19 protein-coding genes, 1 tRNA gene and 1 other RNA gene are annotated in these 23,591 nt (G+C 70.5%); 4 read left to right on the top strand and 17 right to left on the bottom strand.

The genetic code is table 11. The features are described from left to right. Positions 1 to 25: 25 nt before the first annotated feature. From ACH4FH_RS37750 to ffs, 10 genes are all read right to left on the bottom strand, one after another. Positions 26 to 874: an SURF1 family protein gene (locus ACH4FH_RS37750; protein ID WP_398560506.1), complete on the bottom strand. Its 849-nt coding sequence runs from the start codon at positions 872 to 874 to the stop codon at positions 26 to 28. 140 nt (positions 875 to 1,014) lie between these two features. Further along, positions 1,015 to 2,544, bottom strand: a complete 1,530-nt coding sequence (locus ACH4FH_RS37745; RefSeq protein WP_398560505.1) for a hypothetical protein — start codon at positions 2,542 to 2,544, stop codon at positions 1,015 to 1,017. A 179-nt stretch (positions 2,545 to 2,723) separates the two neighbouring features. Then, positions 2,724 to 3,386, bottom strand: a complete 663-nt coding sequence (locus ACH4FH_RS37740; RefSeq protein WP_398560504.1) for a SigE family RNA polymerase sigma factor — start codon at positions 3,384 to 3,386, stop codon at positions 2,724 to 2,726. A 372-nt stretch (positions 3,387 to 3,758) separates the two neighbouring features. Then, complete coding sequence (locus ACH4FH_RS37735) at positions 3,759 to 4,874, bottom strand: aspartate-semialdehyde dehydrogenase (protein WP_398560503.1); 1,116 nt, start codon at positions 4,872 to 4,874, stop codon at positions 3,759 to 3,761. Continuing rightward, complete coding sequence (locus tag ACH4FH_RS37730; protein ID WP_398560508.1) at positions 4,871 to 6,142, bottom strand: aspartate kinase; 1,272 nt, start codon at positions 6,140 to 6,142, stop codon at positions 4,871 to 4,873. The genes ACH4FH_RS37735 and ACH4FH_RS37730 overlap by 4 nt, the downstream gene beginning before the upstream one ends. Positions 6,143 to 6,604: 462 nt before the next feature. Then, positions 6,605 to 7,264, bottom strand: coding sequence for a DUF5063 domain-containing protein (locus ACH4FH_RS37725; RefSeq protein WP_398560502.1), 660 nt, complete (start codon positions 7,262 to 7,264; stop codon positions 6,605 to 6,607). After that, a complete protein-coding gene (gene recR / locus ACH4FH_RS37720; RefSeq protein ID WP_398560501.1) occupies positions 7,257 to 7,856 on the bottom strand; it encodes a recombination mediator RecR in 600 nt (199 codons plus the stop codon). The genes ACH4FH_RS37725 and recR overlap by 8 nt, the downstream gene beginning before the upstream one ends. A 51-nt stretch (positions 7,857 to 7,907) precedes the next feature. Then, positions 7,908 to 8,267, bottom strand: coding sequence for a YbaB/EbfC family nucleoid-associated protein (locus ACH4FH_RS37715; protein WP_398560500.1), 360 nt, complete (start codon positions 8,265 to 8,267; stop codon positions 7,908 to 7,910). A 433-nt stretch (positions 8,268 to 8,700) separates the two neighbouring features. Next, the gene (locus ACH4FH_RS37710; RefSeq protein WP_398560499.1) at positions 8,701 to 11,349 is read right to left on the bottom strand and encodes a DNA polymerase III subunit gamma and tau; all 2,649 of its coding nucleotides are present in this window, start codon (positions 11,347 to 11,349) and stop codon (positions 8,701 to 8,703) included. Between the two features lie 46 nt (positions 11,350 to 11,395). After that, an RNA gene (gene ffs, locus ACH4FH_RS37705) (signal recognition particle sRNA small type) lies at positions 11,396 to 11,494 on the bottom strand. 131 nt (positions 11,495 to 11,625) lie between these two features. On the opposite strand from ffs, the gene ACH4FH_RS37700 reads away from it, so the two are divergent. Further along, positions 11,626 to 11,713 (top strand) — tRNA-Ser (locus tag ACH4FH_RS37700). A 224-nt stretch (positions 11,714 to 11,937) separates the two neighbouring features. Beyond that, positions 11,938 to 12,519: a lytic polysaccharide monooxygenase auxiliary activity family 9 protein gene (locus ACH4FH_RS37695; RefSeq protein ID WP_398560498.1), complete on the top strand. Its 582-nt coding sequence runs from the start codon at positions 11,938 to 11,940 to the stop codon at positions 12,517 to 12,519. 112 nt (positions 12,520 to 12,631) lie between these two features. Here ACH4FH_RS37695 and ACH4FH_RS37690 read toward each other — a convergent pair whose 3' ends face one another. The 6 genes from ACH4FH_RS37690 to ACH4FH_RS37665 all read right to left on the bottom strand — a co-directional run bounded on the left by ACH4FH_RS37690 (position 12,632) and on the right by ACH4FH_RS37665 (position 20,275). Beyond that, positions 12,632 to 12,961: a hypothetical protein gene (locus ACH4FH_RS37690; protein ID WP_398560497.1), complete on the bottom strand. Its 330-nt coding sequence runs from the start codon at positions 12,959 to 12,961 to the stop codon at positions 12,632 to 12,634. Positions 12,962 to 13,100: 139 nt separating this feature from the next. After that, a complete protein-coding gene (locus ACH4FH_RS37685; protein WP_398560496.1) occupies positions 13,101 to 14,408 on the bottom strand; it encodes an LCP family protein in 1,308 nt (435 codons plus the stop codon). A 292-nt stretch (positions 14,409 to 14,700) separates the two neighbouring features. Next, on the bottom strand, positions 14,701 to 16,803 hold the full coding sequence (locus ACH4FH_RS37680; protein WP_398560495.1) for a bifunctional polysaccharide deacetylase/glycosyltransferase family 2 protein: 2,103 nt from the start codon (positions 16,801 to 16,803) through the stop codon (positions 14,701 to 14,703). A gap of 943 nt (positions 16,804 to 17,746) precedes the next feature. Beyond that, entirely contained in the window at positions 17,747 to 18,118 is a 372-nt protein-coding gene (locus ACH4FH_RS37675) for an SCO5918 family protein (protein WP_398560494.1), read from the bottom strand. A gap of 78 nt (positions 18,119 to 18,196) precedes the next feature. Beyond that, positions 18,197 to 19,732: a DEAD/DEAH box helicase gene (locus ACH4FH_RS37670; protein ID WP_398560493.1), complete on the bottom strand. Its 1,536-nt coding sequence runs from the start codon at positions 19,730 to 19,732 to the stop codon at positions 18,197 to 18,199. A gap of 339 nt (positions 19,733 to 20,071) precedes the next feature. Then, positions 20,072 to 20,275, bottom strand: a complete 204-nt coding sequence (locus ACH4FH_RS37665) for a cold-shock protein (protein ID WP_030072012.1) — start codon at positions 20,273 to 20,275, stop codon at positions 20,072 to 20,074. 1,066 nt (positions 20,276 to 21,341) lie between these two features. On the opposite strand from ACH4FH_RS37665, the gene ACH4FH_RS37660 reads away from it, so the two are divergent. Both ACH4FH_RS37660 and ACH4FH_RS37655 read left to right on the top strand, forming a co-directional pair. Next, a complete protein-coding gene (locus ACH4FH_RS37660; protein WP_398560492.1) occupies positions 21,342 to 21,701 on the top strand; it encodes a MerR family transcriptional regulator in 360 nt (119 codons plus the stop codon). Positions 21,702 to 21,994: 293 nt separating this feature from the next. Continuing rightward, a complete protein-coding gene (locus ACH4FH_RS37655; RefSeq protein ID WP_398560491.1) occupies positions 21,995 to 22,411 on the top strand; it encodes an ATP-binding protein in 417 nt (138 codons plus the stop codon). A 76-nt stretch (positions 22,412 to 22,487) separates the two neighbouring features. Here the strand turns inward: ACH4FH_RS37655 and ACH4FH_RS37650 are convergent, their stop codons facing one another. Then, entirely contained in the window at positions 22,488 to 23,441 is a 954-nt protein-coding gene (locus ACH4FH_RS37650) for a hypothetical protein (RefSeq protein WP_398560490.1), read from the bottom strand. Positions 23,442 to 23,591: the final 150 nt, after the last annotated feature.

Here is a 23,591-nt window from a genome sequence, read left to right as displayed (position 1 = left end):
GGGGTGACGCGCTAGCGGGCCGGTTCTAGGACCCGGAGGGGGTGGCGGGGGCGGGGGCGGGCTTCTGCTCCGCACCCGCGTCCTCCTCCGGCAGGATGCCCAGCGCCGCGTCCTTGGCGGTCTCGGCCTCACGGCGGAAGAGCCGGAACCACATGAAGACGACGAAGCCCGCGAAGACGAACCACTCGCCGGTGTAGCCGAGGTTCTGGAAGGCCTTCAGGTCCAGCCCGCTGCCCTCCGCGGCCACCGGCGGGACGGCGCGCAGCGGGGCCTGGGCGTCCGTGAGCGTGATCCACCCGTCGTAGACCTCGTACGGCACGATATTGACCAGCGACGCCGCGCTGATCATGCCGAGCTGCCCGCGCGGCAGGCCGCCGTCGGCCCGCACACCGTCGGTGCCCTGGTGCTCGGATGCCTGGAGCGCCCCGGTTACCGTGACCTCGCCCTTCGGGGGCGCGGGCACCTTGGACGTATCGGCCTCGGTGTTCGCGTCGCCGGACAGCCAGCCCCGTACGACCGGGAGGGCCTTGCCGCTGTCGGTGCGCAGCATGGTCAGGACGTAGAAGCCCTGCTTCCGGCCCTGCTTGTCCTCCAAGGTGCGGTCCGGGACGAGCAGTTGGTGGCCGGTGTCGTAGCGACCGCGGGCACTGGCCTGCCGGCCGGAGGTGACCTTGTCCACCGGCAGGAGGTCGTCCAGGGGACGTGCGGCCGCTGCCTTGGCGTCGGCGGAGCGGTCCTCCTGCTGGTGGTGGGTGTCGACCCGGCCCTCGAAGCGGCTCAGCTGCCAGCTGCCCATGAAGATGCAGAAGGGAATCGCCAGTACGGCGAAGACGTTGATCCCCCACCACCGCGGGGTCAGCAGGAACCGGTACACACCACCACGGTACGGGGCCCCAACGGAGGGGCCGCACCGCCCCCTCCACGGAACGGCCCCGTCCGTGAGGACCAGGGCGGCTCGATGACGAGGGTTGCCCCGATGGCCAGGGCTGCCCGATGACCAGGGCTGCCCGATCGCTACTCCGCCGCCAGCGCCTCGGTGCGGTAGACCGTCCCGGCGCACGCTTCAGGGATCTTGGTGTCGGCCGCCGCGGGCTCACCGGCCTCCGGCGTATGACTGAGCACCACGGCGGCGGGCGCGCTCCCACCGTCACCGTTTCCGTCGTCACCGCCCGCCTGGCCGCCGTCACCCGATGCCGATGTCGAGGACTCCGGCGAGCCCCCCGGAGCGTCGGAGGGGTCGGGCGTCGGCGACGGGCCCGGATTGACGCATCCCGTCGGGCCGCCGTCGCCCTCGGGGATCCAGGCGAATTTGACCTCGTAGGCCTCGCCCGGCTTGAGAACCAGCTGGTCAGGGGTGGTGGCCGGGTCGGGCAGGCCGGTCGCAGCGTCGCCCGAGGTGTGGTCGACCACATGGATGTCGTCGGGTTTGGTGGAGCCCTGCGCGATCAGCCCCACGGTGCCGCCGCCCTCGACCGAGCAGGCGGTGCCGGAGGTGTTGACCACCCGGAACGCGCCGTAGACACGGCCCTCGGAGTCGGCCGGGCCGGCCGAGCCGGTGCCCTGGCCGAGCTGATCGCGGCCGCAGACCGGCGACGTGACGTCCATCGTCTCGTCCGGAGCGGGAGCGCCGGCGCCGCCGCCCTGGCCCGCGCCGTCCCCCTCCGCCGCCTTGCCCTTGTCCCCCTGCTTGCCCTCGCCGGCCGACCTGCCGTCCTTGCCGGCCGGCTGCGCGCCGGCCTGCTCGGTGCCCTCGCCGTGCGCGCCGCCGGTGTTGCCCTGGGTTTGCCGGCTGCTCGCGGCGTTGGCGGGGCGGTCCTCGGAACCGTCCTGGAAATTGGCGACATGGATCATGGCGGGAATCGCGGTGCCGCCGAGCAGGAGCGCGGCGGCAGCGCCCACGACGACGTGCCGACGACGCTGACGGCGGGCCGGCACCGCACGCCGCAGCTGTTCCAGGGCATCCGGCGCAGGCTGCAGTTCGCCGACCCGGGCCTGCAGCAGTTGCCTCAGTTCGTCCTCGCCGTCGAGACCGCCGCCGGTCTGCGGACCGGTGCCACTCCCGCCGCCGAAGCCTCCGTGACCTGCGCCCGCGTGGTCCCGGGCCCCACCGTCGGCACCCGCACCGACCACGGCGGCCGGCCCGGCGTCACGGCCCCCGTCACTGCGCTCGCTGTCACTGCGGTCGCTGTCACGACTGCCAAGGTCACGACCGTCGACGTCCCTGCTGTGGACGTCACCGTGGTCGGCATCACCGTGGCCGACGTCACCGAGGTCACCACCCCGGCCGCTGCCAACACCGCGCCGCGCGACACCACTTGCCGCACCGGCGTCACCGGCCCCGGCGCCACCGTCCGCGCTGCCCCCGCCCCCCGCCGCCATCTCTCCGACAGCGATGTCCTCGCCCGCCCCGGCGGCCTGCCGCCCGCCCTCCGGGCCCGACGTGCCACCCTGGCCGGCGTGCGCCCCTCGCGCCAGGTAGAGCCCACGCGCCTCACCCGGCGCATTGCGCGAGCCCGTCGCCCGCGCACCTCCTGGACCGCTCACGCCGCCCGGTCCCAGCCTCTTCCTCACACCACGTGCCTCACGAGCTTCCCGGGCCTGCTGGGCCTCGGGGGCCCCGCCGGTTCCTCGTACCGCGTGAAGCCCCCGGCTCCCTCGCGGATCGAACGAATCACTCCGCCGGAACGGATCGTGCGGGTCGTACGGGCCGAACGTCTTGCCACTCATGCTGGAGCCTCCATCGCGACGCGGAGCGCCGCGATGCCACGCGACCCGTACGCCTTGACCGAGCCGAGCGATATGCCCAGCGTCTCGGCGACCTGCGCCTCGGTCATATCGGCGAAGTAGCGCAGCACCAGCACTTCGCGCTGTCTGCGCTGCAACCCGCGCATCGCCTTGATCAGTTGGTCCCGCTCCAGCAGGTCGTACGCGCCTTCCTCGGCGCTCGCCATGTCGGGCATCGGCTTGGAAAGCAGCTTCAGCCCGAGGATGCGGCGGCGCAGCGCGGAGCGCGAGAGGTTGACGACCGTCTGCCGGAGGTAGGCGAGGGTCTTCTCCGGTTCACGCACCCGTCCGCGGGCGGAGTGCACGCGGATGAACGCTTCCTGGACGACGTCCTCGCACGAGGCGGTGTCATCCAGGAGCAGCGCGGCGAGACCGAGGAGGGAACGGTAGTGCGCGCGGTAGGTCTCGGTGAGATGGTCGACTGTTGTGCCCGCTGCCATCGCGTCGTCAGTGTCCCCACGCTGAGAAGGAAGCTGCGCGGGGCTCGCGGTGGGCCAGGGGGCGATCACTGGCATGCCCCCGGACACACGGGAGCGCGGCGGGCGCACTGTTGCGCCTGCTGTCCCCCCTGGGGCGATGGTGAAACCGAGTACCTCTGCCACGCCTGTTGGACACGCTTCCCCCCACAAGGGTTGTACGCGCAAGACGCCGTCTTTGACGATGCATCAAATGCCCTCATGCGTACCAGCTCTTCCTCAATGCACCATTTATCCCGACGCATTCACCCCGTCGCCGAGGGCCCCGCACGGGCCCGCGGACGCACCGGGCCACCCATGGAGGGGCGGCCACAAAGACGCCCCCCGGCCAACTGCCGGTTGCAGTACGGCGGGGAGCGAATGGTCGAACAGATCGTCAGCCCAGATCAAGCGTTCTGGACCACCAATCTGCTCACAGGATCTTCACACGGTGCACAAAGTATCTCCTACGCGGTGCGGCCCGCGACGGGCAATTCCGCCAAGTCGCCTGCGGAAGCGCTATCCGCGCAGCTCCCCGGCCACCAACTCGCCGATCTGCGCCGTGTTCAGCGCCGCGCCCTTGCGCAGGTTGTCCCCGCACACGAACAGTTCCAGCGCCCGCGCGTCGTCCAGCGAGCGCCGGACCCGCCCGACCCAGGTCGGGTCCGTACCGACGACATCGGAAGGAGTGGGGTACTCGCCCTCGGCCGGGTCGTCGCTGAGCACCACGCCGGGCGCGGCGGCGAGAATCTCGTGCGCGCCGGAGACCGTGACCTCGTTCTCGAACCGCGCGTGCACGGCGAGCGAGTGGGTGGTGATGACCGGCACCCGTACACAGGTGACGCTGACCGGCAGGTCCGGCAGCCCCAGGATCTTGCGGGACTCGTTACGGACCTTGAGCTCCTCGGAGGACCAGCCGTCCTCCTGGAGCGAGCCGGCCCACGGCACGACATTGAGCGCTATCGGGTCCGGGAACGGCCCCAGCGTGTCACCGACGGCCCGTCGCACATCGCCCGGCTTGGTGCCCAGATCCGTGCCGGACACCGCGGAGAGCTGCGCCCGCAGCGTGTCCACGCCCGCCTTGCCCGCGCCCGAAACGGCTTGGTAGGAGGAGACGACCAGCCCGCTCAGCCCGTACTCGGCGTGCAGCGCGCCGAGCGCGACGATCATCGAGAGGGTCGTGCAGTTCGGGTTGGCGATGATCCCGCGCGGGCGCAGCCGCGCGGCGTGCGCGTTGACCTCGGGCACGACGAGGGGCACGTCCGGATCCATCCGGAACGTGCCCGAGTTGTCCACCACCACCGCGCCCTTGGACACCGCGACCGGCGCCCATTGCGCGGAGACCTCGTCCGGGACATCGAACATCGCGACGTCGATGCCGTCGAAGGCATCCTCGGCGAGCGCGATGACCTCGGTCTCCTCGCCCCGCACGGTCAGCTTGCGGCCGGCCGAGCGAGGAGAGGCGATCAGCCGGATCTCGCCCCAGATGTCGGCCCGCTCGGACAGGATGCCGAGCAGGACCGAGCCGACGGCGCCGGTGGCGCCGACGACGGCGAGATGCGGCTTACGGGCCGTACGGGCGTCCGCCCCCGCGATGACGGCGTGGGACGGACGGCCCGCCTCGGCCGGAATCATCGCCCGGTGCCGCCATAGACCACTGCCTCATCGGTCTCGCTGTCGAGACCGAAGGCGGTGTGGACGGCCTGCACGGCCTCGTTGACGTCATCGGCGCGGGTGACGACCGAGATGCGGATCTCGGAGGTCGAGATGAGCTCGATGTTCACACCCGCGTTGGACAGCGCCTCGAAGAACGTCGCCGTGACACCCGGGTTGGTCTTCATTCCGGCGCCGACCAGGGAGATCTTGGCGATCTGGTCGTCGTAGCGCAGCGAGTCGAAACCGACCGCCGCACGGGTCTTCTCCAGAGCGGCGACGGCCTTGCGGCCCTCCGCCTTCGGGAGGGTGAACGAGATGTCGGTCAGGCCCGTGGACGCGGCCGACACGTTCTGGACGACCATGTCGATGTTGACCTCGGAGTCCGCGATGGCACGGAAGATGCGCGCGGCCTCGCCCGGCTTGTCCGGAACTCCGACGACCGTGACCTTCGCCTCGGAGGTGTCGTGTGCGACGCCCGAGATGATCGCCTGCTCCATCGGCTGGTCCCCTTGCGGTTCGTTGCTGACCCACGTGCCCTTGAGCCCCGAGAAAGAGGAGCGGACGTGGATCGGGATGTTGTATCGACGTGCGTACTCGACGCAACGGTGCAGCAGCACCTTGGAGCCGGAACTGGCCAGCTCCAGCATGTCCTCGAAGGAGATCCAGTCGATCTTCTGGGCCTTCTTCACGACCCGCGGGTCAGCGGTGAAGACACCGTCCACATCGGTGTAGATCTCACAGACATCGGCGTTCAGGGCGGCCGCCAGCGCGACGGCGGTCGTGTCCGACCCGCCTCGCCCGAGCGTCGTGATGTCCTTCTTGTCCTGGGACACACCCTGGAAGCCGGCGACGATGGCGATATTGCCCTCGTCGACCGAGGTCTTGATGCGGCCCGGCGTGACATCGATGATCCGTGCCTTGTTGTGCACGGAATCGGTGATGACGCCGGCCTGGCTACCGGTGAAGGACTGCGCCTCATGGCCGAGGTTTTTGATCGCCATCGCCAGCAGGGCCATGGAGATCCGCTCTCCGGCGGTCAGCAGCATGTCGAACTCGCGCCCCGACGGAATCGGGGACACTTCCTGAGCGAGATCGATCAGCTCGTCCGTCGTGTCGCCCATCGCCGAAACCACCACGACAACCTGGTTGCCGTTCTTCTTGGCTTCGACGACTCGCTTGGCAACGCGCTTGATGCCCTCGGCATCCGCAACGGATGAGCCGCCGTACTTCTGCACGACAAGGCCCACGTGCGCTCCTCGCAACTGTCTCATCGGGAGTTTCCTCCCGGACCCCCGGAAATGGGGGTACTGCGGTCGGCTCAGTCTACCGAGCAAGCGGAACCCGCCCCGCGAATACCACATCCTGAGACACGAAACTCATCGCTCGATCGCTGATTTCTCAGCCACCGGGCGCGATGATCGCCATGCCCCAGGGGCGGGATTCGCGCGGCGCACCGTTGCGCCTGCCCGGCGAGCACATGCCCGCTCCGGGCAGGAACACACGGAAACGTAACCCAGCTCACATACGCCCGTAACGCAGGTCACACGCCACGCGACACGCCGCAGTCGAGCCATCGGGCCACCTGAACGCCCGGCTCGCGCCGGCGGAACACCGGACCCACCGGACTCATCGGCCCTTCCGTGCAGCGCGTGCCCGAGGCGCCCGCCCCTATGCCGACTGCCTGACGATCGTCCCGACCGCCGGGCGACTCACACCCGTCGCAGCCCCAGCGGTCCCGCGATCTCCGCCGCCATGACCTTGCCGGCCTCCTCCGCGAGCCGATCCTCGCCGGCGTCGTCACTGTCCGTGTCCAGCCCGTCCAGCTCGTCCAGCGGCTGGTCGAGGCGTACGTGGGCGACCAGCGACTGCAGCGCGCGCAGGGCGGCCGAGGCGGTCGGGCCCCAGTTGGAGAGGTAGGAGAACTGCCACCACCAGAGGGCCTCGCTGACCCGGCCCGCGCGATAGTGCGCCAGACCGTGCCGGAGGTCGGTGACGATGTCGGCGAGATCGTCGGAGACCCGGCAGGGCACCGGCTCGCTCCGCGGCACGTAGGGGTCGAAGACCTCGGAGTACACGTCCACGGGGTCGAGCAGCGTCGCGAACCGCTCCCGCAGATCGTCGACGTCCGGCTCCGGACCGCTGTCCGGCTCGTACCGCTCGTCGGGAACGATGTCCTCGTGGGCACCCAGCCGGCCGCCCGTGAGCAGCAGCTGGGAGATCTCCAGCAACAGGAACGGCACCGCGCTGTCCGGCTCGTCGCCCTTGGCGACCTCCGTCACCGCGACGATGAAGCTCTCGATCGAGTCGGAGATCGATACGGCGAAATCATCCGGGTTCTGCGTCGCGTTGTGCAGCGTGGCATCAGACATCGAGAAGTCTCCTCCCTTCGAAGGCCCGCCCGAGCGTGACCTCGTCCGCATACTCCAGGTCGCCTCCGACCGGCAGTCCGCTGGCCAGTCGCGTCACTCTCAGCCCCATGGGTTTGATCATGCGGGCCAGATACGTGGCCGTGGCCTCCCCCTCCAGATTCGGGTCGGTGGCCAGGATCAGCTCGGTGACGGTGCCGTCCGCGAGCCTGGCCAGCAGTTCCCTTATCCGCAGGTCGTCGGGGCCCACGCCCTCGATCGGGCTGATCGCCCCACCGAGTACGTGATAGCGACCGCGGAACTCACGTGTCCGCTCGATCGCCACGACGTCCTTGGGCTCTTCCACGACACAGATGACCGTCGGATCCCGCCGTGGGTCCAGGCAGACCCGGCACTGCTCCTCCTGCGCGACGTTGCCGCACACGCTGCAGAACCGGACCTTCGCCTTGACCTCCATCAACGCGTTGGCAAGCCGGCGGACATCGGTCGGCTCGGCCTGAAGAATGTGGAAGGCGATCCGCTGCGCGCTCTTGGGACCGACGCCGGGCAGCCTGCCCAGCTCGTCGATCAGGTCCTGAACCACGCCTTCATACACGGAGCGTCTTCTCTCTCTTCTGCCGTACTGCGTACGCTAGTTGGCTACTCCTCAGAAGGGGAGACCGGGGATTCCACTACCGCCACCCAGACCCTGGGCGAGCGGGCCGAGCTTCTGCTGTTGCAGCTGCTGCGCGCTCGCGTTCGCGTCGCGGACCGCGGCGAGTACGAGGTCGGCGATGGTCTCGGCGTTCTCCTCCGCCGAGCCGGCCTCCGGGTCGACCGCCTTGGGGTCGATGACCAGGCCCTGCAACTCACCGGAGCCGGTCACCGTCGCCTTCACCAGACCGCCACCCGCGGAGCCCTCGACGGGCGTCTCCGCGAGCTCCTGCTGGGCGGCCGCGAGATCCTGCTGCATCTTCTGGGCCTGCTGAAGCAGCTGCTGCATATTGGGCTGACCACCGGGGATCACGACGTGACTCCTGCCATACGACAACTATTTGATGCGGTAGCCCGAGCCTACGTGTTTCACGGGCGGCGCGCCCTACGCCGTACGGAGGAGCACGGATGTGCGCCTGATCCGCCTGAGGCCCCAGCGGCACCGCCGATCCACGGCAATCCGGGCGTACCGGGCGCGGACACCGAAGAGTGACCCAGGCAGGCCGGAGACCGGCCGGGGATGAGCCCGGGGACCGGCTGGGGACGGGACGGGCTGGGGACGGGCCGGGACGGGCTGGGGGCCGGCCGAAGGGACTGGCTGGAGGAGCTGGCCGGAGGAGCTGGCCGACAAGGGGCGGCCGCCCACTCGTCATGGCCGGTTGGTCCGTCGGCCCGCTCACTCCGGGGGCGCCGAACCCGCCCTCCGCCCGCGGATCGCTCCGATCACTGCCGGCTGCCCCGCTCGCTCACTCGTTGTTGTTGAACTCTTCCACCACTGTCGCGCCCAGCTCGCGCATGATCAGGTCGTGGCCGCTGAGCGCGGAGTCGACGAGATCGGGGTCGTCCTCGGCCGGCATGTCGTACTCGATGGACATCGGCGGGGGCTCCGGGGCGTACGACGGCTCCGACGCGGGAGCATGCTGACCGCCGCCCCCGGAAGCCGGCGTGGAGACTGCCTCCCTGGCCATCCGGGCGCCCTGGCCTCCGCCACCGGAGCCACCGGCCTGCCCGTACTGCCCGGTGGACGCCTCGGGCGCCGGGGGATTGTGCTGCGGGGGCTGCTGAGGCGCCGGCTGCTGGGGCGCGGCGGGAGCGCCACCGCCGTAGCCACCGCCCGATCCTCCGCCGAAACCACCGCCACCGCTCCGCGGAGCGCCGCCGGCCGGCGGGTTCGTACCGCCCGAGGGGTCGACGATCGCCTCGACCCGCCACTGCACCTGGAACTTCTCGGCCAGCACCTCCTTGAGCACGTCCTCGCTCCCGCCGTTGGCGAAGCTGTCACGCGCCCCGGCGTTGGGAAAGCCGATCTGGAGGGTCGTGCCGTCGAAACCGGAGACCTGGGCGTTCTGGCTCAGGAGGATCCACGTGAAACGTCGGCGGCCCTTCACCGCGTCGAGGATGTCCGGCCACATCTGCCGCACCTGGGCGGCACCCTGCCCGCCCCCGCACGGGGGCCCACCCTGCGACGGCTGCTGCGCGGGTCCGGGCTGCGAGGGCTGCGAGGGCCCACCCGCGGCGGGCGGCCCGGCGGGCGCGCCTCCCTGCGGTCCCTGGCCGCCCTGTCCCGGGGCCACTGCCGAAGGCCAGCCTCCGGGCTGTCGCGCCCCGCCACCGGCACTGCCGCTACCGGCTCCGGCGCTCCCCGGCCACGCTCCCGGCCGAGTCGACGCTTCCTCGCCACCAGCGGAACCGTTCGCCCCACCGGGACCGCCAGGACCACCGGGACCACTGTCACCGGCCGCACCGCCAGGACCGTCCGCACCGCCGGGTACGGAGCTGCTCCCCCCGCTCCCCGGCCACGCACCGGGCCGCGCGGGCGCACCCCCGCGCTCACCACCTTGCGGGCCGGCTTCCTGCCCGCCCTGCGGACCGACCGGAGAACCATATTGCGGACCGTCCTGCGGACCATCGTGCTGCCCTGCCTGCGGCCCCGGGGCACCGGCGCCGCCGTCGGCCCGCTGATGCTCCACACCCGCCCCCGGCGGCGTCCCCTCAGACGCACCCGGCGCCCCAGGACCGGACGGGCCGGTCGTTCCGGGCCCTCCGCCGGCAGCTCCGCGTACCGCGGCGCGCGCCGCCGCCGGACCGGACGGCCCGGCGGGCGGTGCCGCCGGATGAGCCTCCGGACCGGGTACGTAGCCGGCCGCGGGCCCGCCACCGGAAGAAACCACCGGCGCTCCGGCTCCACCCCCGCCGGGCGCTCCGCCCATGGCGCCGCCGCCCAGGGCAGCCGCGCCCGCGCCCCGCTCCAGACGGTCCAGCCGCGCCTGCACCGACCGCTCGTCGTCGTACGCCGCCGGCAGCAGCACCCGCGCGCAGATCAACTCCAGCTGCAACCGCGGCGAGGTCGCCCCGCGCATTTCCGTCAGGCCGGTGTTGACCAGATCGGCGGCCCGGCTCAACTCCGCCGCACCGAAGACGGAAGCCTGCGCGGTCATCCGCTCCACGACATCGGCCGGGGCGTCGATCAGCCCCTTCTCCCCGGCGTCCGGCACGGCCGCCAGGATCACCAGATCCCGCAGCCGCTCCAGAAGGTCCGCGACGAAGCGCCGCGGATCGTTGCCGCCCTCGATGACCCGGTCCACGACCTCGAAGGCCGCCGCCCCGTCCCCCGAGGCGAACGCCTCCACGATCGAATCCAGCAGCGAGCCGTCCGTATAGCCCAGGAGCGCCGTCGCCATGGCGTATGTCACACCGTCTTCGCCCGCACCGGCGAGGAGCTGGTCCATGACGGACATCGAGTCACGCACCGACCCGGCGCCCGCGCGCACCACGAGGGGCAGCACCCCGTCCTCGACGGAGGCCGACTCACGCCCGCACACCTCGGCGAGGTACTCCCGCAGGGTCCCGGGCGGCACCAGCCGGAACGGATAGTGGTGCGTACGCGACCGGATCGTCCCGATGACCTTCTCGGGCTCGGTGGTGGCGAAGATGAACTTCAGGTGCTCCGGCGGCTCCTCGACGACCTTCAGCAGGGCGTTGAAGCCCGCCGAGGTGACCATGTGGGCCTCGTCGATGATGTAGATCTTGTAGCGGCTGCTCGCCGGGCCGAAGAACGCCTTCTCGCGCAGCTCACGGGCGTCGTCCACGCCACCGTGCGACGCCGCGTCGATCTCGATCACGTCGATCGAACCGCGGCCGTTGCGCGCGAGGTCCACGCAGGACTGGCAGGTTCCGCACGGCGTGGGAGTGGGACCTTGCTCACAGTTGAGGCAGCGCGCCAGGATCCGCGCACTGGTCGTCTTGCCGCAGCCACGCGGCCCGCTGAACAGATACGCGTGGTTGACGCGGTTGTTCCGCAGCGCCTGCTGCAGCGGATCGGTTACGTGCTCTTGCCCGATGACCTCGGCGAAGGTCTCGGGTCGGTAGCGGCGGTACAGCGCAAGGGACGACACGCATACGACGATATCGGCCCGCACCGACAACCGACCCGCCCCCGCAAACGCAAGCGCCCCCCACGCACCCGCCAGAGCCGACCTACCCTTGCTGCCTTCCGGCCCTGGGGGAGTTCAGTCAGATAGCGCCACGTGAGGGGCTGCGCACCACAGTAGCGGATCCCCCGGCCGGGAAACGACCCCGGCCCCACCCGAACCTCGCCCCCGACCCCCTCCCGGACCCCGGCTCCGGATCATGTTCGCGAGCACTCCCCAACGTCTTGTATTGTTTGCGGCGGAGGATTCGCCTAGTGGCCTAGGGCGCACGCTTGGAAAGCGTGTTGGGGGCAACCCCTCACGAGTTCGAATCTCGTATCCTCCGCCAGTGCCTCACCGGGCACGATTCGAAGGGCCCCACCGCTTGCGGTGGGGCCCTTCGAGGTTTGCGGTCTTCTCTTCGGCCCCAAAGGCCCCCTTCGGCGCCCCCAGTTCACCCCGGGCAGCGGCAGGCGTGTACCCGGACAGTGCAAGCACACTCAGTAACCACGCGGATACCATGCGTACGCAGGGTGACGCCGTGTCGGCCTGCGCGTCGCTAAGGAGATCGCTGTGGCACTGGAAGCGCGACACGGATCGGTGACCAGCCCGGAGTCCAGGGCTCAACTCCACCTCGCGGACTGGCAGGCGGCCGGTCTGGAGGCGGGCAAGTTCTTCCCCCGGACGGAAGCCGGCCTCACGGACCCCTTCGCCCCGGACGACACCGTGAACGCCGAGCCGCCCCAGGATGGCCGGATCGCCAGCGCGGGCCAAGAGTTCGCTGCCAAGCTCGACGAACCCGACTCACACCAGGACTGGCACAAGCACCAGGTGCGCGCCGGCCAGGCGCTGGAAATCGCCTGGAACTACCACGCCGCGCACAAGACCCGGCGGTGGAACTACTTCCTCACCAGGAGCGGCTGGGACCCGGGGGCGCGCCTGACGCGGCAACAGTTCTCCCCTGAGCCGATCGCCACGTTCCAGAACAGCGGCCAGCCGTACTGGGACGCCAACGACCTCATCCCGGAGAGCCCGACCGTCCACAGCGTCACGCTGCCCGATGACCGCAACGGGTACCACGTGCTCTTGTCGGTGTGGGAAGTCGCCGACACCGGCAACGCCTTTTACCAGGTCATCGACCTGAACCTCGCATAGTTCAACGCGCAGTCCGAGCATCGCGCACGCCCCGTCGCGTTCATCAGCGGCGGGGCACGGTTCTGCAATCCGACTGGGTACGTCAGGGACCCCGAGCAACGACCGCATCGGTTCAGGGTGAAGGCGCGAAGCCGGCGGACCGGTCGAGGTGGAACGGGGAGCCCTGGAGTTCGGGGCGCCAGCCCTGTCGGAGGGCCGATTCGATGGCGTGGGAGACGTCGGAGGGCAGTACCGGGTCAGCCGGCCGCTCGAACCAGTTGCCGGCGTGCGGTCGGTTGGTGGTGACCACGAGAGTCGTGCCCGGGTGGTCCGCGTGTTCCACGGCGAACGTGCACGGTGACCAACACAGGGCCTGGCTGTAAGTGGGCCTGCGTCGCAGCCGCCAGCGGTAGGTCGTGCCGTCGACGACGATGCGTCGTGCTCCCTTGCGGCCCAGTGCCATGGCTCCTCCTCTACGCCCAGATGCTAGCCAGTCCGCTCTGCCGTCCGGCTCGATCTCCGTCTCGGATTCCGGAACGGCGCTCCGCACGCGAGGCGGTCGCGGTCAGCCGACCCGGACTGCCCGTCAGGGGCGGGCCCGGTCAGGGCTTTTCGGGGAGCGTTACCGGCCGGTCGTCGCGCAGTTCGGTGAAGGTTCGCTTCGCCTGGGGAAGGTCCCACTTCACGGCGCTGCCCTTGGGGGTGGCGAAGGAGGTGTCGGAGACCGGGACGTTGAGGCGCTTGCCGTTGCCGGACGTGACGTTCTTCATCGCTTTGAAGAGCGCGGTGAGGCTCGGCAGGCCCATGTCCTTGTCCACGATGAGCGTGTCAAGGCCCGCGCTCATCGTGGGGTAGACCTTGGACGGGTCGAGCAGGGTGCCGGGGGTGGCGGCCTTGTCGGCGAGGGCGGCCAGGAACTTCTGCTGGTTCTGGCTGCGGCCCAGGTCGCCCTCGGCCTCCTGGTGGCGCTGGCGGACGAACGCGAGGGCCGTGCGGCCGTCGAGGACATGGCAGCCCTTCTTGAGGTCCGCACCCGACTTCTCGTCCTTGACGGCCTTGTCGAGGCACATCTGCACGCCGCCGACCGCGTCGACGAGGCCCACGAAGCCCGCGAAGCCGATCTCCGCGTAGTGGTTGATGCGCAGGCCCGTGTTGTGCTCGATGGTCCGCACGAGGAGGTCGGGGCCGCCGAGCGAGAACGCCGCGTTGAGCTTGTTCTTCGACGCGGCGTAGTGCTTGCCGGTCTCGGGGCGGATGTACGGCGGGACGGTCACCCAGGAGTCGCGGGGCAGGCTCATCATCGTGGTGCCGTGGGCGCCGGTGTGCAGCAGGATCATCGAGTCGGTGCGGCGGCCGGCGTCGGCCGAGCCGCCGGCGTGCAGGTCCTTCTTGGCCTTTTCGGAGAGGCCCGCACGGCTGTCGGAGCCCACGATCAGGTAGTTGGTTCCGGCGCCCGGCGCCGGGTGGCCCGCGATCTTCGTGAGGTCCACGTCGCGGTTGAGTTCGGTGTCGGCCCAGACGTACGTGCCGCCGGAGGTGACGAGGAGCACGCCGGCAAGGAGGATCGCGCCCCGTGTGAGCCGGCGGCGCCGGCTGGGGCGTGCGGGGGCGGCCCGCCGCCTCGGGGTGCGGCCGCCGGCGCCAGGGCCGCCGCCCGGTCCTCGCACCGGGCGGGCGGCGGTCGCGACGCCGCCCCGGTGACCGTCGAGCCGGTCCGGAAGGTTCGGGGTGCCCGGGGCGTACGCGTCGATGCTGTGCGCGTAGCCGGGCGGAGGGCTGTGGGGGGACTGTGGCGGGCCCGTGTGGGACGGGTAGGCGGCCTGGCTCCACACCTGTCCGGTGCCGACGGGCGCAGCCTCCCCGTCGCCTCGCCAGCCTTGGTTGGGCGGCCCCTCCAGCCAATCAGTCATGGGCGGCAGTCTGCCCGCCCACGTGCTCTTCACCAAACAGTCCAGAATTCTGCACGTGAGAAATGCCTGGTGAGAGGGGGTGCGGGGGCATAGCGGTGATCCAGTTCACCTTGGCGACGCCTGCCGTACACCCGAGAGATCCGGGCAACCTTCACATATGACCGGCCGGCCCGTTCCGTTCCGTGAGGGACCGATGAGGCCGGCGCCGATGAGGCCGGGGCCGAACGCTGTCAGGGTGCCCGCGAGACGGCGGGGCGCCCACCCAGCCGGGTGGGCGCCCCGCCGTCGTCCGTCATCGCGAGGACGAGGACAGGCTCTCGTACGCGAGCGGTTGCCCGATCTCCTGTGCCGCGGTGCCGGAGCGGTGCATGCGGTGCCACTTCAGGCGGGTGCCGAGCAGGAAGGCCACCACGGACTGGATGACCACCAGATACATCAGCTGCCGGTAGACGAAGAGCTGGAACGGCATCGCCCACAGCGCCCGTAGCCGCTCACCGTCGAGCCGCAACGCGTAACCGGCGCAGGCCAGTTGGAGGGCGAGGAAGCCGATCCACACCCCGGCCGACAGCAGCGGACCGCGGAAGAGCGCCCCGTACAGGGCGAACATGTCGACGATCGGCGCGAGCAGCGGCAGGGCGACCTGGAAGAGCGCGAGGTAGCTCAGGCCACGGCGGCCGAAGCGGCCGGCCGGCCCGACCTCGACGGCGGCGTGCCGGTGCTTCCACATCGCCTGGAGCGTGCCGTAGCACCACCGGTACCGCTGCCGCCACAGCTGGCTGAGCGAGGTCGGAACCTCGGTCCAGGCGACGGCGGTCTCCTCGTAGACCACCCGCCAGCCCGCCTGCCACAGGGCCATCGTGAGGTCGGTGTCCTCGGCGAGGGTGTCCTCGCTGACGCCGCCGACGCCCATCACCGCGTCCCGGCGGAAGGCGCCGATGGCTCCAGGAACCGTCGGCATGCACTCCAGCACCTCGAACATCCGGCGGTCGAGATTGAAGCCGAAGACGTATTCCAGGTGCTGCCACTTGCCCAGGAGGCGGCGCCGGTTGCCGACCTTGGTGTTGCCGCTGACCGCACCCACCGCCGGGTGGGAGAGCGGCTGGACGAGCCGGTAGATGGCGTCCGACTCGAAGACGGTGTCGGCGTCGACCATCACCACGACGTCGTGCCTGGCGTGGGCCAGACCGGTGTTGAGTGCTGCGGCCTTGCCCGCGTTGGACTGCCGGATGACCACGACCCGGGGATCGTCGATCCAGGTGGCGATGTCCGCCGTCTGGTCCGTCGACCCGTCGTCGATCACGATGACCTGCAACTGCGGGTGCGTGGACGCGAGGAGCGAGCGGACCGTCGACTCGATACCGGCCGCCTCGTTGTAGGCCGGTACGAGGACGGTCACCGGGTCGACGACCTCCCGCAGCCAGGGTGCGCGGGGGCGGAACCGCGTCAGACGGCGGACGTGGGCACGGGCGAAGAAGACCAGCAGCACCAGCCGCAACACTCCCAGCGCGCCGGCGATCCCCAGCACCCAGGTCATGCCGCGCACGAAGGCGTTCCCGAGGGCCTTGATCCAGATCAGGGCCTTGCCCTCCCACCGCTCGAAGGTGGAGACCGGCTTCTCGGTCGAGGGCAGTCCGATGCCGGACGTGACGGTCGTGAACTTCTCGACACCCGGGTTCTTGAGCAGCCTTGCCGTGTCCGCGTACGCGGTGTCGTTCTGGCTGAACTGCCTGACCGCTCCCAGCGCCGGCTTGCGGAACCACTGATCGGCGGCGACCAGGGTGTAGCCCTCCGCCGTGGCGTCCCGCGCGGCCCGCCACTCGGCGCCGCACATGGTGTCCGACGTGGTGGTCTGCGGCATCCGGAGCAGCCCGGTGTGGACGCCCGCGGAGCCCGCCAGCGCCTTCTGTGTGAGCGACAGCTCCAGCTGGGAGCGGACGGCCGACGCGGAACCCATGGCGGCACCGGTGTAGGTGTTCGACCCGATCTCGTGGCCCTCGGCCTGAATCCGGCGTACCAGGTCCGGGTGTTTGGCCGCTTCGGCGCCGTAGAGGAAGAAGGTGGCGTGGGCGTGATGCTTTCGCAGCAGGTCCAGCAGGCGCGGCGTCCATACCGGGTTCGGGCCGCCGTCGTAGGTCAGCGCCACCGTCCGGGCCGGCATCTTGGCGGTCTGCACCCGGCCCTTGTCGATGTTCACCACCGGGCCGCCCTTCTCGACGGCCTTGGGTACCGGGGTGGTGCAGTCCTTCCGCGTCTTCGCGGCGTCGACCTCGTGGGTGGTCCAGCCCTCGAAGAGCAGTGCTCCGAACATCACGGGGAGTACCAGGATCAACAGCAGCCAATGCCCACGAGGATCCCGGGACTGCGCGTGCCGTCCCCTGTTCGCGCGGCGCCTCACGTCACCACCGCGGTGTCCTCGGCGTCGGCCGACCGATGGCGTCTTCGGGCGGAGGCGATGGTGGATGTGCCGAGGGACGTGGCGGTGGTGGAGGATGCCTGCCGGTGGTCAGCGGTGAACTCCCGGTGGGGGGCACATCCGACCGCGACGGCGGAGCTGCGCAGGACCTTCCCGCGCCGACCCGAAGCGTCGGCGCATGGCTGATGAACGCGTATTTTCTGCCGTTTCATGATCCGGCTGGCCTCACACATGGTGGGCGAGTGTACTCATGGTCGAACTGGGGTACGCACCGCAGGCGAGAAGCGGCCATTCCTCGTCCGTATCGGCCAGGAGGGCCCCTTTCCGGCGCCCAGCGGTTCACTCCCGCCGTGTTTGCGCAGGTCAGGTGGACAGTGGAGCGAGTATCCGATGTCGGATCCCGGTCTCCGCGCTGCGACCTTCGGGGCGCCTGCCGCTCGGGGTTGTTCCGGAAGCTGCAACACCGGACAAGATCGCGGGGCAGAGGCAGGTAACAGAGAGTGCACGGCCTGTGGATGGCCCTCCACGGCCGTCGTAGGCCCGTCCGGCGGCCCACCTGCTGTCCATCGACCTGGTCGGCGGCTGTCCTGGGAAATGGCTCGGCAGGCTCGATGCCGCCGGGTCGGCATGCGCATCCGGGTCCTGCCGTGACATGGGCATGCACGTGGCAAAGGTCACCGCTGCTGGGGTGGCCGAGAGATGAGGTAGCAGACACGTCAGGCGTCTGATGTCCCTCTTCGAAGAGGGACGTCACCCCTTCATCACGCTTTCGCCGGGCAGGCGCCCCCGTGCCGGGCAACCACCCCTATATAGCGCTTTCAGCGAGCAGCGGCGCGCTGCTGCCCGGCTACGCGGCGGGCCCCGATCGATGTCCGATCGGGGCCCTCTTCGTTCTTCGCCCGTGGTCAGCGCACCGGCGCCGATCTCAGAAGGCGCGCGAGCCTTCCTCGAAGACGGCGCCGTCCTCGAAGGTCCCGAGGAACCCCGAGCCCTGCCCGAGCGGGGGCAGGGACGTGGACCCGAGGCCGGACGTGGTCGCCGTGGCCGCTTCCGCGGCCGGGGCCGGGGTGGCGCGGCAGGTGAAGCCGAGACGGGTCAGGGCCCTGGTCACCTCGCCGGCGGTGAAGTCGCGGCGGTCCTGCCGCGTGATCACCTCGCCCACCTGCTTGACGGGGTACGTACGGCGGCCGATGATCACGCACTCGCCCGTGACGGGCTCGGGCTTGATGCCCTTCATCGCTGCCTGCACCTCACTCTTGACCAGATCGAAGGGGAAGCGGGCGATGACGCAGCGCATAGTTCCTCAACAGGGGGAGAGAGCCGGAAGGAGTGCCGGCCCGCGCGGGCCGGCACGGCGGACGGGCCGTCTGCGGAGTTACGCGGCCCTGCCGAGGGAGGACTGCCCGCGCTGGGTCCCGTTCTCCTGCCGGTTCGCACCGCCGGCGCGGCGGGCCTGGGCGGGACGGCTGCGCCGGCCGCGCGACGAGGAACCGGTGCGCTTGGGGCGCTCGGTGACCGGTGCGGTGATGGTGACGGGGACGCCGGAAGGGGCCTGGGCACCGGTGATGCGGCTGAGTTCGGCCTCGCCCGAGCGGACCTGGGTGGTCTGCGGGGTGATGCCGGCGTCCGACATCAGGCGGGTCATCTCGCGGCGCTGGTTGGGCAGGACGAGGGTGACGACGCTGCCGGACTCGCCGGCGCGGGCGGTGCGGCCGCCGCGGTGCAGGTAGTCCTTGTGGTCGGTGGGCGGGTCGACGTTGACGACGAGGTCGAGGTTGTCGACGTGGATGCCGCGGGCGGCGACGTTGGTGGCCACCAGCACCGTCACATGCCCGGACTTGAACTGCGTCAGGGTGCGGTTGCGCTGCGGCTGGGACTTGCCGCCGTGCAGCGCGGACGCCCGGACACCGCTGGCGAGCAGGTCCTTGGTGAGGCGGTCCACGGCGTGCTTGGTGTCCAGGAACATGATCACCCGGCCGTCACGGGCCGCGATCTCGACCGTGGTGGCGTGCTTGTCCGCGCCGTGCACGTGCAGGACGTGGTGCTCCATCGTCGTGACCGCACCGGCCGAGGGGTCGACAGAGTGCACCACCGGGTCCTCGAGGTAGCGGCGGACCAGCAGGTCGACGTTGCGGTCGAGGGTCGCGGAGAACAGCATCCGCTGGCCGCCGGCGCGGACCTGGTTGAGCAGCTCGGTGACCTGCGGCATGAAGCCCATGTCGGCCATCTGGTCGGCCTCGTCCAGCACGGTGATCCTCACCTCGTCCAGGCTGCAGTCACGGCGCTCGATGAGGTCCTTGAGCCGGCCCGGAGTGGCCACGACGACCTCGACGCCGCCGCGCAGCGCGCCGGCCTGACGGCCGATGGACATGCCGCCCACGACCGTGGCCATCCGCAGATGCAGGGACCGCGCGTAGGGGGTGAGGGCGTCGGTGACCTGCTGGGCCAGCTCGCGGGTGGGCACCAGGACCAGCGCGAGCGGCTGACGCGGCTCGGCGCGCTGACCGGCGGTGCGGGCCAGCAGGGCCAGTCCGAAGGCGAGGGTCTTGCCCGATCCGGTGCGGCCGCGGCCCAGCACGTCGCGGCCGGCGAGGGAGTTGGGCAGCGTCGCCGCCTGGATCGGGAACGGCACGGTCATGCCTTCGCTGGTGAGCGCCGCCAGAAGGGGCGCCGGCATGTCCAGGTCGGCGAACGACTCGGCCGCGGGCAGCGGCGGGGTGACGGTGACGGGCAGCGCGAACTCGCCCTGGAGCGCGGGACGACGTCCCTGGCCGCCGGAGCGTCCCTGGCCACCGGAGCGGCTCGGCCCGCCGGAGCGGCGCGGGGACTGTCCCTCGACGCGGCCGTTGCGGCCGGCACCGCCGCCGGAGCGGGTACGGGAGTAGCGGTCGTTACGGGCTGTGCGGTTCATGCGGAACCTTCCTCGAAGCGGTACGTCGAGGAATTCCCGGCAGCGCCAAGCCGCGCACAAAAGAATCGCAAGGACGGACCGAAGTAAAAAGAAAACGAAGCGGGGCGAATAAATGAACCCGCCGCGTCCAAGGGGATCGGGATCGACCACGAAGGGCGGCATTGTGGATGCCGGATCCGAGCTGGGCGGACTTGTGTCCTGCCGCAGCATGGCGGTTCGAGCGCCTGACAGGCTGCCCACATCGCCTGCGGCCGTCGCGGCCGCACCGGGAGTTACCCGAAAAGAAACGAGCTGGGGCCCGCACCCAAGGTGCGGGCCCCAGCTTCGTACGCGTCAGCGTCAGGCGGGAACGATGTTCTCGGCCTGGGGGCCCTTCTGGCCCTGGGTGACGTCGAAGGTCACCTTCTGGCCTTCCTGCAGCTCGCGGAAGCCCTGGGCGGCGATGTTCGAGTAGTGGGCGAAGACGTCGGCGCCGCCGCCCTCCTGCTCGATGAAGCCGAAGCCCTTTTCCGCGTTGAACCACTTCACGGTGCCAGTAGCCATGTCATATCTCCTTAGGGGCAGTGCCCGGGGCCCACGCCGTGCGTGCCCCGCGTCGCCGCGATGATTGCCCCGTCCGGAAACCGGAAATACAAAAGTGCTCTCGATCGACGCGGAGTCCATCGAGGGCACTTGAAGTCTTTGGGAACCACAACTGCAACTGAAATCGACAGTAGCACGCAACCAGCAGGCCCACACGGCAGATTCTCGGGAATATCTCCGGGTCGGGGGAAAAACCCACGCCGCCGCCACGGCTATTTCTGTAGTTGCGGCATTAGATATGCCTCCGCCGTCGGTGTCGCCGCTCCGACGCGGACCCGGAAGAGCATGGACCGGCGACTCGGGGACGCCGGCGAAGGCCGGTAAAGGGCAGGGGCGGCCGGGGTCCATCCGTCACGTCGCCCACCGCTGCACCCGCGCAGCGCGACCGGCACCCCCACACCGCCCGCCCACCGGCGACACGCCGCCCACCACGGGTCTGTTCCTGCAACAGAGGGAAATCTATGGCGACGGGGATAGACATTCACCGCCCTCGTGGCTAGTGTTTCTCCCGTAGCCATCGAAGTCAGTCAGAGGCGGCAGAGACGACCTGCCGCGCAACACGGCACGACAGCGGAGGCGTGGGGCCAGGAAGTGAAGGAGGGTCCCTCGGCTGGTTGTCGGGTCGGGCGGCTGCAGAGCCGCCGCGCAGGATCTCCGATCGAAGTTCCGGAAGAGCCGGAAGAGGCAGCACGAGACAGGAGAGGAGCAGACGCCATCAGGATCGCCCGAGCGAGGATCCAGTTCGCTCGGGTACCGCAGACCCCGGATTGGCAGGTGGTCCCCGGTCAAGCAACCGCGATCCCCGCATCCCCGTCCGCTCGGACGCGCATGCGGAAACAGAAGGCCGGCGCAGGGCGCCGGTAGATGGTGTTGAACCCCTCGGGGCCCTGGTGCCGTTAGGTACCAGGGCCCCTCGATGCGTCGTCGGTGTCCACACCGAGGAGCCCCCTCACCCGCCGGACCGGACCCACCGCTCCACAAGCCCCTTCAGCCCGATCAGCCCCATCACGCCCACAACGAGGTGCAAATGACTTCAGAGACCCCACCGAACACCGCCGACAAGTTCGATGACGAGGACTTCCCCGCGTACACGATGGGCCGCGCCGCGGAAATGATCGGCACCACGCCCGCGTTCCTGCGGGCGCTCGGTGAAGCGCGCCTCATCGTGCCGCTGCGCTCCGAAGGCGGCCACCGCCGCTACTCCCGCTATCAGCTGCGCATCGCGGCCCGCGCCCGGGAACTCGTCGACCAGGGCACCCCGATCGACGCCGCCTGCCGCATCATCATCCTTGAGGACCAGCTCCAGGAAGCCCAGCGGCTCAACGAAGAACTGCGCCGCCCCGCCGCCGACCGGAACCAGCCCACGGGCTCCGGCACCGGCTCCTGAGGACGGCCGCCGCACAGATACCGGACACCCGGATACGCGAATACCGGGAATCGCAGCGCTATCGAACAGGCGCCGATCAGCGACGACGCACCCGCTCACCGACGGACACCCGGGCGCCGCATGCCGCGATCGCGGAAACCGCGGAACCGCGGAACCGCGGAACCGCGGAAACTAGTGCGCCGATGCGGTGCGGTCGTCTCATCAGCCGGTCGCGGATGTTAGCGGCCCACTCTCAGGGGCACGCGGTCTCCGTAGGCAGTCACCACGCACAACATCGGACCGGGGTGAGCCTGATGAACCGCACACTGAGCAGCACCACCGCCATCGTCCCGGCGGCCACCACTCTTTTCCAGGGACGGCCGGCAACTCCGGCACGAGCGCGTCAGGCTGCCCGCGTTTTCCTCGACTCCATGGCCCCGGCCGTGGAGCCGGACACGGCGGAAACCGTCGTTCTGGTGGTCTCGGAACTGGTCACCAACGCGGTACGTCACGCCGGAGGTGTCTGCTCGCTCCGTCTGGTCGCCCGGCCGCACGGCATCGAGATCGCCGTGGTCGACCCGAGCGCGCGCCGGCCCCGTATGCGTCAGCCGGACCTGACCGGCGACACCGGAGGCTTCGGCTGGCAGATGGTGCAGCACCTGGCGCGCAGCGTCAGCGTCGCGCCGCGGCGAAACGGCGGCAAGACCGTCCGGGCCCTCCTGCCGCAGTAGGCAGTCGCAGGGCCCCCGATCCGTCGGGGCCTCCCGTCGCGCTCCCTCCCCGTACGCCCCCACCGTCGGTCGGCGGCTAGCGCGCCCCGCTCACCAATCGGGTGTGCCAGTGGGAGTACGTCGTCAGGGGGTCGCCTTCGGCGTTCCAGGGCCAGGGGGTGGCTATGCCGTTGGTGGCGCTGAGGACCGCGGCGGCCTCGGCGGTGCGGGACGCCTTCACCAGGGCGTACGCCAGGGTGTTGAGGTCGGCGCGGGAAGCCGCGTGGTGGAGGAAGCCGGGGCGCGGCCAGTCCTGTGCCGCCTGGTCGATGGCCTTGGCCGCCTGCGGCCGCCGCCAGTGGTCACCGGCGCCGAGGGCGGCCACACCTCCGGCGGACACGGTGCGCTGGTAGCCGAGGACGAGCGAGATCAGCTCCAGGCCCGCTGTGGGGGCGTCGGCCGGCATGACGGAGCGCATCCCGTCGAGCAGGTCGAGGACCTGGGAGGTGGAGCCGCATTCGTCCGGCGAGAGGTAGCGCAGGGCCTGGAGGTGGGCTTCCCTGTTCCAGGGGTCGCGGGCCTTGATCTCCTGCCAGACCCCCGCGAGGTCCGCGTAGGGCCGTCGCTCGATCCGCAGCGTGGCCAGGGTCAGCACCCAGGGTGTGGGGTCGGCGGGGAGCAGGTCCGCCGCGGTGCGGCAGGTCTCGCGGATGCCGCGAAGGTCGTCCGTCGAGCCCTGCTGCCGGGCGAAAAGGAGATCGGACCAGGCGCGCAGCAGAAGGGCGTTCTGGTTTCGTGGGTTGTTCCGCTGCCAGATGCCCGGCAGCGCCCGTCCGGCGGCCCCGGCGAGCACTTCCAGGCGGTGCGCCTTGCGGTCCCAGTCCGTTCCGGCCTCGTCGATCACCTGCTCGACCGAGGCGACGACCGCGATGTCGAGCTGTCCACGGGACCAGCACTTCTCCACGCGCTGCCGGACCCGGCCGAGGTCGACGTCGTCGAGTTCGGGGGCGAGGCGGGGGAGGGTGCCTTTGCGGCGTCTGAAGGCGGACATCTCTACGCGACCTTACGTGGTGAGTTCACGGGTGGGCGGGGGGGGGGGGGGGCCCCGCCCCCCCCCCCCCCCCCCCCCCCCCCCCCCAAAACCCCCCCCCCCCCCCCCCCAAACGAGCGGTAAAGAAAAAAAAACACAAAAAAACAAAAA

The sequence above is a fragment of the Streptomyces sp. NPDC017993 genome (assembly GCF_044328065.1).
In the GTDB taxonomy this organism is placed as follows: Bacteria; Actinomycetota; Actinomycetes; order Streptomycetales; family Streptomycetaceae; genus Streptomyces.
Note: the sequence above shows the minus strand (reverse complement) of the source record. Positions and strands in the feature narration are given on the sequence as shown.

Excerpts from the sequence above, each read along its gene's own strand:
- ACH4FH_RS37660 (WP_398560492.1), top strand. The coding sequence starts at position 21,342 with ATGACTTCAGAGACCCCACCGAACACCGCCGACAAGTTCGATGACGAG.
- ACH4FH_RS37685 (WP_398560496.1), bottom strand. The coding sequence starts at position 14,408 with ATGACTGATTGGCTGGAGGGGCCGCCCAACCAAGGCTGGCGAGGCGAC.
- ACH4FH_RS37725 (WP_398560502.1), bottom strand. The coding sequence starts at position 7,264 with ATGTCTGATGCCACGCTGCACAACGCGACGCAGAACCCGGATGATTTC.
- ACH4FH_RS37675 (WP_398560494.1), bottom strand. The coding sequence starts at position 18,118 with ATGCGCTGCGTCATCGCCCGCTTCCCCTTCGATCTGGTCAAGAGTGAG.
- ACH4FH_RS37690 (WP_398560497.1), bottom strand. The coding sequence starts at position 12,961 with ATGGCACTGGGCCGCAAGGGAGCACGACGCATCGTCGTCGACGGCACG.
- ACH4FH_RS37670 (WP_398560493.1), bottom strand. The coding sequence starts at position 19,732 with ATGAACCGCACAGCCCGTAACGACCGCTACTCCCGTACCCGCTCCGGC.
- ACH4FH_RS37655 (WP_398560491.1), top strand. The coding sequence starts at position 21,995 with ATGAACCGCACACTGAGCAGCACCACCGCCATCGTCCCGGCGGCCACC.
- ACH4FH_RS37665 (WP_030072012.1), bottom strand. The coding sequence starts at position 20,275 with ATGGCTACTGGCACCGTGAAGTGGTTCAACGCGGAAAAGGGCTTCGGC.
- ACH4FH_RS37735 (WP_398560503.1), bottom strand. The coding sequence starts at position 4,874 with ATGATTCCGGCCGAGGCGGGCCGTCCGTCCCACGCCGTCATCGCGGGG.
- ACH4FH_RS37650 (WP_398560490.1), bottom strand. The coding sequence starts at position 23,441 with ATGTCCGCCTTCAGACGCCGCAAAGGCACCCTCCCCCGCCTCGCCCCC.